At 32.1% G+C, this 15,156-nt stretch carries 18 protein-coding genes; 8 read left to right on the plus strand and 10 right to left on the minus strand.

Annotated elements, in window-relative coordinates:
* Positions 1-47: 47 nt before the first annotated feature.
* The 4 genes from Q4Q47_RS06030 to Q4Q47_RS06045 all read right to left on the minus strand — a co-directional run bounded on the left by Q4Q47_RS06030 (position 48) and on the right by Q4Q47_RS06045 (position 4,629).
* Entirely contained in the window at positions 48-746 is a 699-nt protein-coding gene (locus tag Q4Q47_RS06030; RefSeq protein ID WP_303305749.1) for a zinc metallopeptidase, read from the minus strand.
* 80 nt (positions 747-826) lie between these two features.
* Positions 827-1,093: a SemiSWEET family sugar transporter gene (locus tag Q4Q47_RS06035; protein ID WP_303305750.1), complete on the minus strand. Its 267-nt coding sequence runs from the start codon at positions 1,091-1,093 to the stop codon at positions 827-829.
* Between the two features lies 1 nt (position 1,094).
* A complete protein-coding gene (locus Q4Q47_RS06040) occupies positions 1,095-1,493 on the minus strand; it encodes a DUF302 domain-containing protein (RefSeq protein WP_303305751.1) in 399 nt (132 codons plus the stop codon).
* A 49-nt stretch (positions 1,494-1,542) separates the two neighbouring features.
* Positions 1,543-4,629 carry a leucine--tRNA ligase gene (locus tag Q4Q47_RS06045; RefSeq protein WP_303305752.1) on the minus strand — a complete coding sequence of 1,029 codons (3,087 nt, stop codon included), beginning with the start codon at positions 4,627-4,629 and terminating at the stop codon, positions 1,543-1,545.
* Between the two features lie 237 nt (positions 4,630-4,866).
* Here Q4Q47_RS06045 and Q4Q47_RS06050 point away from each other — a divergent pair, with 237 nt between their 5' ends.
* The 7 genes from Q4Q47_RS06050 to Q4Q47_RS06080 all read left to right on the plus strand — a co-directional run bounded on the left by Q4Q47_RS06050 (position 4,867) and on the right by Q4Q47_RS06080 (position 10,196).
* Positions 4,867-5,784 carry a DMT family transporter gene (locus Q4Q47_RS06050; RefSeq protein WP_303305753.1) on the plus strand — a complete coding sequence of 306 codons (918 nt, stop codon included), beginning with the start codon at positions 4,867-4,869 and terminating at the stop codon, positions 5,782-5,784.
* A 187-nt stretch (positions 5,785-5,971) separates the two neighbouring features.
* The gene (locus Q4Q47_RS06055) at positions 5,972-6,847 is read left to right on the plus strand and encodes a cell division protein FtsX (RefSeq protein WP_303305754.1); all 876 of its coding nucleotides are present in this window, start codon (positions 5,972-5,974) and stop codon (positions 6,845-6,847) included.
* Positions 6,848-7,013: 166 nt separating this feature from the next.
* Positions 7,014-7,265 carry a DUF3098 domain-containing protein gene (locus Q4Q47_RS06060; RefSeq protein WP_303305755.1) on the plus strand — a complete coding sequence of 84 codons (252 nt, stop codon included), beginning with the start codon at positions 7,014-7,016 and terminating at the stop codon, positions 7,263-7,265.
* A 51-nt stretch (positions 7,266-7,316) separates the two neighbouring features.
* Entirely contained in the window at positions 7,317-8,114 is a 798-nt protein-coding gene (gene uppP / locus Q4Q47_RS06065; protein ID WP_303305756.1) for an undecaprenyl-diphosphatase UppP, read from the plus strand.
* Between the two features lies 1 nt (position 8,115).
* Positions 8,116-8,835 carry a tRNA pseudouridine(55) synthase TruB gene (truB, locus tag Q4Q47_RS06070; protein ID WP_303305757.1) on the plus strand — a complete coding sequence of 240 codons (720 nt, stop codon included), beginning with the start codon at positions 8,116-8,118 and terminating at the stop codon, positions 8,833-8,835.
* A gap of 37 nt (positions 8,836-8,872) precedes the next feature.
* Positions 8,873-9,421, plus strand: coding sequence for a hypothetical protein (locus Q4Q47_RS06075; protein ID WP_303305758.1), 549 nt, complete (start codon positions 8,873-8,875; stop codon positions 9,419-9,421).
* A gap of 58 nt (positions 9,422-9,479) precedes the next feature.
* The gene (locus tag Q4Q47_RS06080) at positions 9,480-10,196 is read left to right on the plus strand and encodes an energy transducer TonB (protein WP_303305759.1); all 717 of its coding nucleotides are present in this window, start codon (positions 9,480-9,482) and stop codon (positions 10,194-10,196) included.
* Here the strand turns inward: Q4Q47_RS06080 and Q4Q47_RS06085 are convergent.
* Complete coding sequence (locus tag Q4Q47_RS06085; RefSeq protein ID WP_303305760.1) at positions 10,180-10,797, minus strand: thioredoxin family protein; 618 nt, start codon at positions 10,795-10,797, stop codon at positions 10,180-10,182. The two genes, Q4Q47_RS06080 and Q4Q47_RS06085, sit on opposite strands and share 17 nt — an antisense overlap.
* A 188-nt stretch (positions 10,798-10,985) precedes the next feature.
* Here Q4Q47_RS06085 and Q4Q47_RS06090 point away from each other — a divergent pair, with 188 nt between their 5' ends.
* Positions 10,986-11,552, plus strand: coding sequence for a DNA-3-methyladenine glycosylase I (locus tag Q4Q47_RS06090; protein WP_303305761.1), 567 nt, complete (start codon positions 10,986-10,988; stop codon positions 11,550-11,552).
* A gap of 33 nt (positions 11,553-11,585) precedes the next feature.
* Here Q4Q47_RS06090 and Q4Q47_RS06095 read toward each other — a convergent pair whose 3' ends face one another.
* The 5 genes from Q4Q47_RS06095 to Q4Q47_RS06115 all read right to left on the minus strand — a co-directional run bounded on the left by Q4Q47_RS06095 (position 11,586) and on the right by Q4Q47_RS06115 (position 15,067).
* Complete coding sequence (locus tag Q4Q47_RS06095) at positions 11,586-12,224, minus strand: hypothetical protein (RefSeq protein ID WP_303305762.1); 639 nt, start codon at positions 12,222-12,224, stop codon at positions 11,586-11,588.
* Positions 12,208-12,705 (minus strand): sigma-70 family RNA polymerase sigma factor, encoded by a 498-nt coding sequence (locus Q4Q47_RS06100; protein WP_303305763.1) that lies wholly within the window; start codon positions 12,703-12,705, stop codon positions 12,208-12,210. The genes Q4Q47_RS06095 and Q4Q47_RS06100 overlap by 17 nt, the downstream gene beginning before the upstream one ends.
* Positions 12,706-12,792: 87 nt before the next feature.
* Complete coding sequence (locus tag Q4Q47_RS06105; RefSeq protein WP_303305764.1) at positions 12,793-13,344, minus strand: hypothetical protein; 552 nt, start codon at positions 13,342-13,344, stop codon at positions 12,793-12,795.
* A 4-nt stretch (positions 13,345-13,348) separates the two neighbouring features.
* Positions 13,349-13,822 (minus strand): RNA polymerase sigma factor, encoded by a 474-nt coding sequence (locus tag Q4Q47_RS06110; RefSeq protein ID WP_303305765.1) that lies wholly within the window; start codon positions 13,820-13,822, stop codon positions 13,349-13,351.
* Positions 13,823-14,074: 252 nt separating this feature from the next.
* On the minus strand, positions 14,075-15,067 hold the full coding sequence (locus Q4Q47_RS06115) for a WG repeat-containing protein (RefSeq protein WP_303305766.1): 993 nt from the start codon (positions 15,065-15,067) through the stop codon (positions 14,075-14,077).
* Between the last annotated feature and the right edge of the window lie 89 nt (positions 15,068-15,156).

The raw sequence follows: 15,156 nt of genomic DNA on the forward strand, positions 1-15,156 counted from the left end.
AAAAGCCCTGAAACGTTTCAGAGCTTAAGTCATTTATAATTTTATTATTAATCTCTACCTCCAAATACTTGAAGTCCCCAATATACTAAAGATGCTAAAGCACCAATGGCGGCAACTAAATAGGTTCTTGCTGCCCATTTAAGCGCATCTTCCGAACCAGCATATTCTTGTTGAGATACCATGTTTTTGTTTTTTAACCAAGCCAGAGCTCGGTTACTTGCATCGTATTCTACAGGGAGTGTTATAAAGCTAAATAGGGTAGCAAATCCCATCATCACTAAACCAGCAACTGCTACATAATACCCAAATCCTAAACCAGCTGCAGCTCCTAGCATCAAGCCACCAACCACGACCCATTGAGACATCCCTGATGTTACACTAACCACTGGGACTAAAGTAGATCGCATTTGTAACCAACTATAAGCTTGAGCATGTTGCACAGCATGACCGCATTCATGCGCTGCCACTGCAGCTGCAGCTGCATTACGTTGATTATAAACCGCTTCACTTAAATTAACAGTTTTGTTTTTTGGATTATAATGATCGGTTAGACGCCCAGGTGTTGAAATTACTTCGACATCACTAATGCCATGATCTGCCAGCATTTTTTCTGCAATTTCGGCGCCGCTCATACCATTACGTAACTGCACTTTCGAATACTTTTCAAATTTTCTTTTTAAAGTACTGCTCACTAACCAGCTGACTAAAGCAATAGCACCTAATAATATATAATATTGTATTAACATTGTTTTCTTTTTTTAATTTATAATAAATATAGCAAAAATAACGCCAATTTAATAGTCTGAAACTTTGTCAGATTGTTACATTATTTTTTACCATATCTAATTTTGTAATACATCAACAAAAATGCAGACACTATAGTAATACTATTTGCAAAAATTATAGGAGGACTATTTTTTAGAAAACCATAAATTAACCAGGAAAAAACACCAATAAAAAATATAAGAAGCATTGGTAAAGACAAACTAGAAACATCCTTGGTTTTCCATGTTTTGTATACTTGTGGCAAGAATGCTGCTGTAGTAAGTATCGCTGCAATAAAACCTATTATTTCTATAAAATCATCCTGCATGTTATCCTATTGCTGCATTTGTAATTTTATCCAATGCAACAGCTATTTTATTTAATACGTCTTCTTGATTAGTAATGCCATGCCTATCTTTTAAATACGAAGGATCGTTATACGATACTTTTACAACGCCTTCATCATTTTGATAAACCAGTATTTTTTGTGGTAAATCTAAACCTATCGCTTGGGCGTTTTGCATCAAAGGTGTCCCTAAATTAGGATTTCCAAACATAATGATTCTTGTTGGGTTTAGCCCTAAATCTACAGAAGAAGCATTTGCTTGATGATTTAGCTCTGCTATAATCTTTAAATTTGGGTTGTTTTCAATAACTCTTTTTAATGTTTGATAGGTTGTATCAAAATCTTGATGGCTTGTTTTTGAGATAATTCCTGTTTTAGTCATAAATAATAATACTTTTTATTTTCTATTGACTTTGTCTCCAAAAACTACATTAACCTACAATGTTGACAATCTTTCCAGGAACTACAATCACTTTTTTAGGTTCTCGTCCTTGTAATTGTTCTTTTGTTTTTTCGTGCTCTAAAACTGTTTTTTCAATAGCGTCTTTACTCATGTCTAATGGCAACTCTAGTGTAAAACGCATTTTTCCATTAAATGAAATTGGGTAATTTTTACTACTCTCTACCAAATGGCTGCCGTCAAATTTTGGAAAGCTTGCTGTTGATATAGATTCATTATGCCCTAATTGACTCCATAACTCCTCTGCAATGTGCGGTGCGTAAGGTGATATTAAAATCAATAGTGGTTCAAGTATGTCCTTACTGGTGCATTTTTGAGATGTCAATTCATTAATAGCTATCATAAAAGTAGACACCGATGTATTAAACGAAAAATTCTCGATATCCTCTTCTACTTTTTTGATAGTTTTGTGGAGGGTTTTGAGAGCATCCCTAGCAGCCCCATCCGACTTCCCCAAAGGGGAAGAGTCAACGTAAAAAGTTTCGTTTTCTCCTTGATGGTATAGTCTCCACAGTTTTTTAAGGAATGAGTGTACACCTGTGATACCTGCTGTATTCCATGGCTTGTATTGTTCTAAAGGTCCTAGGAACATTTCATAAAGGCGTAGGCTGTCTGCACCATATTGTTCGCAAATGTTATCTGGGTTGACGACATTGTATTTAGACTTGGACATTTTTTCAACGTCGCGACCTACTTTGTAAATATCATTATTCTCTTGAATTATTTCTCCTTTTTCTCCTATGAATATAGCGTCTTTAAATTCTTCCCTCCAATTTTTAAAAGCTTCTATATCTAATTCATCTGAAGCATTTACAAAAGATACATCTGAATGTACGGGAGTAAATCGAAATGCATGGTACATATCAGCTATTGACATATCTTTATTTCCTTCGTCAATAAAATCAACTAAACCCTTTCTAATTACTTCTTCAAAGTTTTGATTAAAATATGTTTGCAAATCTTCTTTCTCAATAGTATCATATTTTGATTTAGAAATAAAAACAGGTTTAACCATCAAACCAAATTTAAGATCGTCATCATTCTTAAAACTATCTAACAAAGTACTACTTGGTTCATATTCGAGTCTATAAACAAAAGCGCTTGTCCCTAAAATCATCCCTTGGTTAATTAGTTTTTTTGCAAACTCATCATAAGGTACAAACCCTTTATCAAACATAAATTTTTGCCAAAAACGCGAATATAATAAGTGTCCTGTGGCATGTTCGCTTCCACCTATGTATAGATCTACTTGTTGCCAATAATCAATGGCTTCTTTAGAGAAAATAGCATCCTCGTTATGTGGATCCATATAACGATTAAAATACTGTGAACTTCCTGCCCAACCTGGCATGGTATTAAGTTCAAGAGGATAGATGCCGTTATCTTGAGACCCTTCGACTGCGCTCAGGGTGACAAGGTCATTACTTACTACTTGATTCGTATTTGTGTCCCAAGCCCAAATAGTGGCGTTCCCTAATGGTGGTTCACCTGTTTCGGTTGGTAAATATTTCTCAACTTCTGGCAACTTGATTGGCAAATGTTCTTTAGCAATCATTTGCGGCATGCCATTCACATAATATACCGGGAATGGTTCTCCCCAATAACGTTGTCTGCTAAATACGGCATCGCGCAATCTGTAATTGGTTTTTCCCTGACCTTGTTCCAATTGTTCTAACTCAAAAATAACACGTTTGGTAGCTTTCTTAGAGTTCATTCCGTTTAAGAAATCGCTATTGGCTATGATGGTTTTCTCTTTATCAGCAAAGGCTTCTTCAGAAATATCAACTCCTTCAAAAATATTAGGGATAGGTATATTAAAATGTTTTGCAAAATCATAATCGCGTTGATCACCACATGGTACCGACATCACCGCACCAGTACCATAACCAGCTAACACATAATCACCAATCCAAATAGGGATAGGCTCTTTTGTAAATGGGTGTTCCGCATAAGCGCCTGTAAATGCTCCTGAAATGGTTTTTACGTCTGCCATTCTATCACGTTCACTACGTTTTGCAGTTGCTAAGATATAAGCTTCAACTTCTTCCTTTTGTTCTGATGTTGTTATTTGTGATACTAGTTCGTGTTCTGGTGCTAGGGTCATGAACGAGGCTCCGAAAATGGTATCTGGTCTTGTTGTGAAAACGTCTATATTTTTTTCAAAATTTTTGCCTTCGGCTAAAATTTTGAAAGAGACCGAAGCTCCAACCGACTTTCCAATCCAATTACGCTGGCTTTCTTTTAAAGAATCCGTCCAATCTATGGTATCTAGTCCTTGAAGCAAACGTTCTGCATAAGCAGAAATACGCATACTCCATTGAGTCATTTTTTTACGAATTACAGGATGTCCGCCACGTTCAGACACGCCATTTACAATTTCGTCGTTTGCTAAAACAGTACCCAAAGCCGGGCACCAGTTTACTTCAGTTTCTGCTAAATATGTTAATCTATATTGTAATAATATTTTTTGTTGTTTTTCAGATGAAAACCCATGCCATTCATCCGCAGAAAATGTTTCAATGTCATCATCACAAACCGCATTCACATTTGTATTTCCTTCTGTTTCGAAAATGCTTACTAAACCTGAAATATCTTCAGCTTTGCAAGTAACATTATTATACCAGGATTCGAATAATTGAATAAAAATCCATTGCGTCCATTTGTAATAACTCGGATCCGATGTTCTAACCTCACGAGACCAATCGAACGAAAAACCTATTTGGTCTAACTGTCGACGATACGTTTTTATATTTTCAGCGGTCGTTATAGCAGGATGTTGTCCAGTTTGAATGGCATATTGTTCTGCTGGCAAACCAAAACTATCATATCCTTGAGGATGCAATACATTGAAGCCTTTATGACGTTTATAGCGTGCATAAATATCTGAAGCAATATACCCTAATGGATGTCCAACATGCAAACCCGCACCACTTGGGTAAGGAAACATATCTAATACATAGTATTTTGGTTTTTCACTATTATTAACAGCTTTAAACGTTTGGTTCTTTGCCCAATACTTTTGCCATTTGGCTTCAATTTCGTTGAAATTATATTTCATCTTAAATTTTCATATCTGAATGCCATTGCGAACAAAGTGAAGCAATCTGTTTCATTTCATGAGATTACCACGTCGCTTCGCTCCTCGTAATGACGAATTTGAAGTCGCAAATTTACGTTTTAAATAGAAAACGGTAAAGAGATTACTTTATTAATACATTTGATTATGTTACTAAATATATGTTTGTAGAATAAATAGAATTACTTTTGATCCCTAATTATTTTAATCAACTAAAAATTGTCCATTAAAAATATATATAAAGCACACTTAGCACTCCTTGGAGCTAATATTATTTATGGTGTAAACTACATTATTGCCAAAGGCATTATGCCTAATAAAATAGGGCCTTCGGCTTTTGTTTTTATTCGTCTTTTTTGTGCTTCTATTCTCTTTTGGGTCATTAAACTATTATTTATTAAAGAAAAGGTTGAACGTAAACATATGCCTCGCATCATTTTATGTGGATTATTGGGTGCTGCTGCAAATCAGTTACTATTTTTTAGTGGTTTAAACCTGACCTCTCCAATCGATGCTTCTATTATTATGACTTCTACACCTGTATTAGTTTTAATTTTTAGTTTCATTCTTCTAAAGGAAAAAGTGACTTCAAACAAACTGTTAGGGAGTTTTATTGCAGGTATTGGAGCTATTACGCTTATCATATATGGAAATAATGCTGGTGGAACCAGCACTTTTCTTGGAAACCTATTCATCTTTTTAAATGCCTCTAGTTATGGTCTCTATTTGGTCATTTTAAAACCACTCATGAAACAATATCATGCTATTACTTTAATAAGTTGGGTATTCTTATTTGGGTTTGTTTTTATGCTTCCTTTTGGGCTCCCAGATTTTATATTGACAGATTTCACTGCTTTTGATTTGAATACCTATTTGGTTATTGGATTTGTAGTGATTTTTACCACGTTTTTCGCATACTTATTTAATATCTATGCACTTAACTATGTATCACCTTCTGTGAATAGTAGTTATATTTATTTACAACCAGCAATAAGTTTTATTATGGTAAGTATTTACGCTTATATTTTAATGCAAGACCAATACAATAAAGATATTAGTCTTATAAAAATATTAAGCTGTTTAATGGTAGTTGCTGGTGTATATCTAATTAGTAAAACGTCAAAAAAACGGACCTAAACTCAAAACACGAAACAACATTGTTGATATGTTTTAGTTTATATTCATATATAATTTTAAAATTATTAGATTAGTTTATAAAGAGTACGTCATAGGAAAGACATTTTATTTGAAATAAAAAGACTTAAATCTTTTGAAGTTTCTTTTCATATACTTTATTATTTTTACGACATCAATCCATTACTTTATGAGTTCATCATTTGAAAAACATCAAAAACGCAGACTTATCTCATCTTACTTCTCAGTCGTATTAAGTATTGCCTTGGTGTTGTTTTTATTGGGCTTATTAGGGATGCTCATTCTGAATGCTAAAAAGGTATCTGATCATTTTAAAGAGCAGGTGGTTGTAACCATCTATTTAAAAGATTCTGCCAAAGAAGTTGAAACGAAACAGCTTGAAAAAAGTTTAGCAATGGCAGATTACGTAAAATCTACCGAATATGTATCTAAAGATCAAGCTGCCGAATTTATGAAAGCTGAAAATGGAGAAGATTTTATGGATTTTGTTGGCTATAACCCGTTACAAAATTCAATCGATGTGCATTTGAAAGCTGATTTTGTGACTTCTGAGCATTTAGAAAAAATTTCCGCGGAAGCGTTGAACAAAAACTTTGTTGACGAGGTTAACTATGATAATGACTTAGTTAATTTGATGAATGACAATGTAAAAAAGATTAGTTTTTGGGTGCTCATTATAAGTGCTATTTTTACCTTAATTGCTGTTTTACTTATTAATAGTTCCATAAGATTAGCCGTTTATTCTAAACGTTTTACTATTAAAACCATGCAAATGGTTGGCGCTACAAAGCAATTTATTAGACTCCCCTTCATTTGGAAAAGTGTTCGTTTGGGAATGATTGGGGCTGTTCTGGCATTAATAGGCATGGCCATTGTTTTATATTATCTTAATAAAACATTTTTAGAACTAGAGTTATTGAGTAATCCTATTTTAATGGCGCTCTTATTTGTTTTTGTTTTTGCTTTAGGCATAATTATTACATGGATAAGCACTCATTTTGCAACACAGCGTTTTTTGAATCTCAAAACGGATCAGCTGTATTGATAATTAAATTTAGATTCTCTTAACGCAAAAGTTTTAAATAAAACTGTTACTTTGCACTTATACTCAAATTGGTATTAACAAAAGTTCTAAATGGTGGTGCAACCTCCGAATATATTTCGCAAATGACCATTAAAGAGGATATTATTTATACTAAATTTAATTAGCTATGGGAGAAAAAAAACGAAAAGAAGAAGCTAAAAGCATATTTGTTTTTGGAAAGAAAAACTATAAATTTATGTTTATTGGTTTAGCGTGTATCGCTTTAGGCTTTATTTTAATGTCTGGCGGCGGTAGTGACGATCCTAATGTTTTTAATCCTGAAATCTTTCACTGGAGACGTATAAGACTTGCTCCTGCTATTATTTTAATTGGGTTTGGTATTGAAATTTATGCTATTTTATTAAATCCTGATAAATAAAATTTAAAACTTTCTAAGTTTAGCTATTTCTATTTTAATATTTTTGCGCCCATGGATATAATCGATGCAATTATTTTAGGTATTATTCAAGGGCTTACTGAGTTTTTACCTGTATCATCAAGCGGCCATTTAGAGCTTGGGAAAGCCATTCTTGGAGACAACTCAATTCCTGAAGAAAGTTTGCTATTTACAGTGGTGCTTCACTTTGCTACTGCTTTAAGTACTATTGTTGTTTTTAGAAAAGATATTTTAGATCTTATTAAGGGTATTCTAAAATTTGAATGGAATGAAGATTTACAATTCATTTCAAAAATTATAGTGTCTATGATTCCTGCGGTTATTGTAGGGTTATTTTTTGAAGAACAATTAGAACAACTTTTTGGGGGCAATATTCTACTAGTGGGATGTATGCTGATTATTACGGCTATTTTACTTTTTTTAGCAGACAAAGCTAAAGACACAAATAAAAAAGTATCTTTTAAAAACGCCTTTATCATTGGAATTTCTCAAGCCATTGCTATGATTCCAGGAATTTCGCGCTCTGGCGCTACTATTTCAACATCCGTTTTATTAGGAAACGATAAAACAAAAGCTGCTCGTTTTTCATTCTTAATGGTTGTTCCTCTAATATTTGGTAAAATTGCTAAAGATATTTTTAGTGGAGATTTAGCTTATGATAGTGGAAATTTCACGTCACTATCTATTGGCTTTATTGCTGCTTTTATTGCTGGATTATTTGCTTGTACTTGGATGATTTCTTTGGTAAAAAAGAGTAAGCTAAGTTATTTTGCAATTTACTGTATCATCGTTGGTATTATTGCCATTGTATTTTCATTATTAAATTCGTAGGATGATAACGAAAGAAGGCTATCTTTCTGGACAAATCTTGTTAATAGACAAGCCTTTAAACTGGACTTCCTTTCAAGTGGTTAATAAATTACGCTGGGAAATCCGACAAGCTTTTAACATTAAAAAAATAAAAGTAGGGCATGCTGGCACTCTTGATCCTTTAGCGACTGGGTTATTGGTTATTTGTACAGGTAAAATGACCAAACAAATTGATACATTTCAAGGACAGGTTAAAGAATACACAGGTACTATTGTTTTAGGTGGCACAACACCGTCTTATGATTTAGAAACTGAAATTAACGAAACATTCTCTACCAGTCATATTACCGAAGCATTAATTCATAAGGCAACGAAGCAATTTATTGGAGATATTCAACAATATCCGCCTATTTTTTCAGCATTAAAGAAAGATGGAAAACGATTATACGAATTTGCCAGAGCGGGTGAAACTGTTGAAATAAAACCAAGAACTGTGCATATTTCAGAATTCGAAATCACAAAAATTGATACTTCGACTGCGCTCAGTACAGGCTCAATAAATATTGATTTTAGAGTGATTTGCAGTAAAGGTACTTACATTCGTTCTTTAGCAAACGATTTTGGTAAAGCATTAAATTCCGGAGCACACTTATCTGCGCTAAGACGTACTAAAATTGGCGACTTCCATGTTGATAATTCGGTTACTATTGAAAACTTCATCAAAAACCTTAATTCGGAATAGTTGTTGATAAAAATTGTTTTATTAAATCTAAACGTTTATGAAGCAAATTTATCCTTTATTTTTTCTGCTATTTTTTTTATCTTATTTATGTCATTCACAAATACGTGAAGAAAAAACAAGTGGTTTTTTTTATAAAATATCATTGGCTACAACATTAACAATTAATGAGGACTATACTGTTAATAATGATGATGGTGAAACATTAATAAATCCAAGTGCGTTTTTTGTAAATAATACTATTGGTTATCAATTTGACAAACGCACCTCACTAGGGTTAAATTTTGAGTATGATTACCACTCACAGCAAGGACTTCACTTTTTTCCCACTTATTTAAGTCTCCAACATAATATTATCGCAGATGATAGTAATTTTTTTGTTCGAGGTGGCTACGGAAGTCTTTTAGGGGTTAGTAAGGATTTTGAAAAAGGCAATATGTACAAGCTTGGTATTGGAGTTCAAATGTTTGATGATGATTTTAGGAATTCACTTTTAATTGGGTTAGATTTCACAAGAAAACGGTTTGGATATAAAACCTTGGAAGGGTTATCTAGTGTTTCAATTTTCTTAGAATTTATGCTATTTTAAACTTTTTAGTGTATTTTGCCGTATATTACGTAAATAACTCTCAAGAATTAAACACGATTTGAACCTAACAAATCAACATAAAGCCCTATTAATTACCTTCTTGATCACAGGAACAGTGATTATGTCTGTATTTAACTTAAGCCTTAAAAAACAGGACAAATTTGCTTCAGAAAGCTATTATGAAATAGAGCCTGAAGAAGAGCTAACTGAAGAAGAAATCAAAGTATTAGAGGCTTTAGAGAAGCTAAATGCAAGTAAAGCAGAAACGAATAGCGCTTTTAACGAAACAAAAGATAATAAACATTTCGCGGAAGCTTTTAAGCCTATTGCGCCTCCCGAAGATTATGTGCCAAAATCTAATGGCGATTTAGAAAATACAGAATCTTATACTAAAAAGTATGAAGCTTCTAATGACTCTAAAGTAAATGAAGATGAATTATCATCATTTAGCAAAGTGAATGATTTATTAAAGAAGCAACAAGGAGAAGGTGCTAACACAAAAAGCACCATTAGTTTTTCACTAGTTGATAGAGAAAAAATATATATACCAATTCCTGTTTATTTATGTGAGGTTGACGGTAAAATAGTTGTGAATATTACAGTTAACGAAAACGGAAATGTAACAGATGCATATATAAATACTTCTTCAACTTCAGATAACGAATGTCTTATAGAACACGCTTTAGAGTATGCTAAAGATTCTCAATTTAGTAAAAATCCGACAAAGAAAACACAACTAGGGTCTATTACATTTTACTTTATAGGCAAACACTAGACTCCAACTCACAAAGTATATCAATTAAATCGTCTATAATATTTTGTCCCTTATTAGTGTTATACCAATGCTGTAAATCTTCTTTAAATTCAGGAGTTAACTTACCATGTTTTGCCTTAAATCTATTAACATAGTTAGTCGCCTCACTTGGTCTTGGCCCATATGTATTTAAGACATCTCCTGTGTTATTGTCTAACATGATTAATTTAGGAATAGCTTTACCTCCATTAGTTAAAAAGGCATCCATTAATTCAGGGTTTTCATCACGAAGTACCACTTTAAAATCAATATTGTCATTTAACTCAGCTACTTTATTCAGAACAGGGATTACATGTGCAGCATCACCACACCAACTTTCTGTAATTACCAACCAGGTCATAGGTTCTTTAAAAGCTCCTATTCTATTTATGGCTTCATCGGTTATCTTGATAGTTTTATCCCAACGTTTCATACGTCGATCATTAAGCTTTGTATAATTAATTAAGGCTTCTGTTTTTTCGTTTCCAGTAGTCGAATTATCTTTGGCTAATTGTTTTACCAAATCTCTATAAGCCTGATACGAAATACTTTTACCTAAACTATTTTTTATAATGATGTCCATAATCTTTTTTTAATGAATCATGCAAAATTAGCATCTTGATTTTTTAATTAAGATGATATTTGTCATACTTTTACGTTAAACCTTACTTAATATTTTATGAAACATCCATAACTAAAAGTTCGATACCCAAGGACAATGATTATATGGATGCTACATGTGACAAATAAAAAACAATAGATACAAACAACATGAAAACAAAATACAAATGCAATTGGTGTGTCGGTGATGAGTTATATGAAGTTTATCATGATGAAGAATGGGGCAAGCCTGTTTATGATGATGACACTCTTTTTGAATTTTTAATTTTAGAAACGTTTCAAGCTGGTTTAAGCTGGATTACCGTTTTACGAAAACGTGAAAATTTCAGAAAAGCATTTGATTATTTTGATTATAAAAAGATTGCTAATTACAAACAAGATAAGATTGATTTACTACTGCAAGACACAGGCATCATTAGAAATAAATTAAAAGTAAATGCTACAGTTACTAATGCACAAGCTTTTATAAAAGTTCAGGAAGCGTTTGGGAGTTTTAGCAAATACATTTGGGGCTTTGTAGATGGTAAACCTATAAAAAACAGCTATAAAACTCTAAAAGATGTTCCCGCTAATACGCCTTTAAGTGATACTATTAGTAAAGATCTGAAAAAACGAGGGTTTAAATTTGTAGGCACTACGGTTGTTTATGCTCATATGCAAGCAACGGGTATGGTAAACGATCATGTTGTGGATTGTTTTAGATATAATGAGGTATGATTCTAAAAGAGTATAAGCTTGGTGATTTATGGGTCATGCTCTTAAGTCCTCCATATCGGTAATTAACTCATCTAGTTTTCTTAAAATGCGTCCGTAAACTAAGTACAAATCCCATTTATAAATCCTTGCACCAAAAATTGCTAACAGGACTACAATTATTAACATGGCAAGTACCCAAAATACAGGTATGCCAGATATAAAATACACCTCATGGCTCCCTAATATTCTATGCATAGACTCACGGAAAGGGCTAGAAAACCAAAAGCCAGAAACCATAGCAAGAAAAACATATGGGTAAATGTATCGAGACATTTTTTTATTAATAGAAATCTGCACTTTCATCCAACTATCAAAAGATTTAAGATATTCATAACTATTTTCATTTTTATCAATGTTATTTAAACCTTTTAGTAGTTTCTTATTGACAATAACTATGACATTCAATAGAATAAACATAAGTACACCCATAACTGGAATTTTCACTAAAAATGAAGCAGGCAAAAGCACAAAAGAAAACACCACTAAGGCATTCAAGTTTATTTTGAACATTCTTTTAAATTTATCAATGATATGGATAGACTTTTGATTGTAAAGATTGTTAAGCTTTGGTGCCACCATAGCACTATCTTCTAAAAACCCTTGTTTCCAAATCGATTCAATTGATTTTTCCATCTAATAATTTTTTTAATCGTTCCTTAATTCTGTTAACTCGAACCCCAATGTTATTAGGAGTAGTTCCAATTATATCTGCAATTTCTTTATTTGGTTTTTCCTCTAGATACAATAAAATAATAGCCCTATCTAATTCAGACAATCGTTTAATAGCTGCATACAATAAATTAAGTGATTCATCCGAAAACGCAAAATTATTATCTTCTCCTACTTGATTTTGAAGTGTATAATCTGAAGCATAATGCTGGCGATTTTTTTTCTTTTTTCTAATTAACGTTAAACATATATTCAATGATAGCCTATATATCCAAGTTGACCATTGAGAATCTCCACGGAATTTATCTTTACTCCTCCAAATTTGCAAACAGACTTCTTGATAATAATCTTCAAAATCCTCTTGCGAATCAGTATATGCCCTACATATCTTTATAATTATTCCTGAATAGGGTAAAATTGATAATGTATAAAAATCGTTACTCAACTATTGTTTTTTAAGGTTAGTGCTAGAAATTAAATATTATTACACACTCACAGAGATTTTTTTAAAAATCTACCTAATAGGGCCAACTTATTTCTCTAATACATCAATCTGATTTTCAATCTTTTTAACACGTTGTCTCCAAACTTTATTCAGAAAATAGACTTGCGCTACCATCATAATAACTAAAAATACGAGACTCGTCCAAATTTTGCGACTATCCCAAACAACATTAGAAGTTAAAAATCCCATAAAAATAACAACAGCTAATACTCTAGAAATAATAGAAACTCTGGAATAACTCTTTATTTTATTCAAATACTTTCTTAGTGAGTCTTTTATACTACTATCGTTAATTGGTGCCCTAACTATAATAAACCCCAACACATTGTGTAATAACACTAACAGTATTGACATTACCAAAAGTACATTCCAATAAAATGCCTTCAAGTGGCCATCGAAAAAATCATAAAATACAATTAGTATGAGTGTCCATAATATACCCTCAAAAACGAGTTGTTTTTTTATCCCTTTTAAAACTGGATGGCTTCCTGAATACTTCATTTTATTTAGGCTTTCAATAGATTTTGAATTATCATTATCCATACTGTGATACTCAGGTTTTAAATTATCTAATTCCATAATTTTATTTTATTAATGTTTTTAATTTGTTTTTAATTCTATTTAAGCGTACGCCTACATTGTTTTTGGTAATACCCATAATATCTGCAATTTCTGAATGATCAACTCCATCTAAATACAATGAAATTATTGCTTTTTCTGCATCATCTAATTGCCTAATTCCTGAAAATAACCGTTCTCTATTAATGCTTTCATGCTTTTCTTCAAGTGGTAATTCTGGAATTTCTTTAACTTTGGATATAATAATTCTAGCTTTTCTAAAACTTGCCATGGCTGTATTTAATGCAATTCTATACATCCATGTGGTTACTTTAGAACGTCCCTCAAACTTGGGGTAAGCTCTAAATAACTGGTAAGTTATTTCTTGAAATAAGTCTTCCTTATCTTCCTTGCTATCACGATAGATATTACAAACCTTATGAATTAAAGCTTGATGCTTATGGATGATTTTTAAGAAATTTTCGTTTTGTGCAGGCACCTTTCTTATTTTTAATAGTAATTATTATTTATTTCCACATACGTTGTAGAAATGGTTAAATTATTACAGAAAGGGGTGTTTATTTTGGTTTGGGTTTGAAAAATCAGTGTTTTTGTTTAACGTTTTGGATATGGGCAGTTTCGTCGTGAGTTAACAACTAACTTTGCCAGTACACACCAAACTGAAAAATCCTCAAGGATTTTCAGAAGAAACGAGAACAAATAATTACTTATACCTTTGTTAGTGGTAGTTTTAAATTTGTATTTGTTTTGTTTTTCCGTTTATTGTGACAATTGCAATGGAACCTTCAATTTTCATAGTATCATACTCACAAGGAACAATTACTTTTCCATCCAGATTCATCAATCCATGTTTATTGTATTTTGAAACAAAGACAAAACTTCCTTCTATTTCAAACCTATCATATTCGCAAGGAATAATTGTTTTTCCGTCTAGAGTCATCAATCCTCGTTTGTTGTATTTTGAAACAAAGACAAAACTACCCTCTACTTTAAACCCATCATATTTGCAAGGAATAATTGTTTTTCCATCTAAAGTCATCAATCCACGTTTACTGCCTTTTAGAACAAAGACAAAACTTCCTTCTATTTCAAACCTATCATATTCACAAGGAATAATTGTTTTTCCATCTAGAGTCATCAATCCTCGTTTATTGCCTTTTAGGACAAAGACAAAACTTCCTTCTATTTCAAACCTATCATATTCGCAAGGAATAATTGTTTTTCCATCTAGAGTCATCAAACCATGCTTATTGTTTTTTGTGACAAATACAAAATTCCCTTCTATTTTAAATTCGTCATAACCTTTAGACAAATCAACTTTTTTGTCTTGACTTTTTAATACTGTTTTCTTTTCTTTTTTAGGGCTTTTAGATTGTGCTTCGGTGCTAAATATATTAACACATATAAAAGTTAAAATTAAAATTGAAGTAGATAGGATTGAAATTTTTTTCATTGCATTAGTTTTAAAATTAAAAAGGTCTTTTAGATACCATAAAATAGTATAGTTTTTCAATTTTGAATTTTGATTTGAAATTTCAAAAAAATCAACTTCTAAAGATTTAGAAATAATTTTAATAGTAGAACTTCTCGGTTTTACAGCACCAGATTCAATTCTCTGAATTGTGCGTACAGTTACATTACACTTTTCTGCAACTTCTACTTGTGTTAAGCCTCTAGCCTTTCTTACTTTAATTAATTCTTTTCCAAAATCAAGCTTATCCATTCAAATTGAAATTTTAAGTAAAACTATCTTCAATCATAAAACTTTCCAAAAATCAGTAGTGTTTTATAGACGACATTTGTACGACATTT

The sequence above is a fragment of the Flavivirga spongiicola genome, from assembly GCF_030540825.1.
In the GTDB taxonomy this organism is placed as follows: Bacteria; Bacteroidota; Bacteroidia; order Flavobacteriales; family Flavobacteriaceae; genus Flavivirga; species Flavivirga spongiicola.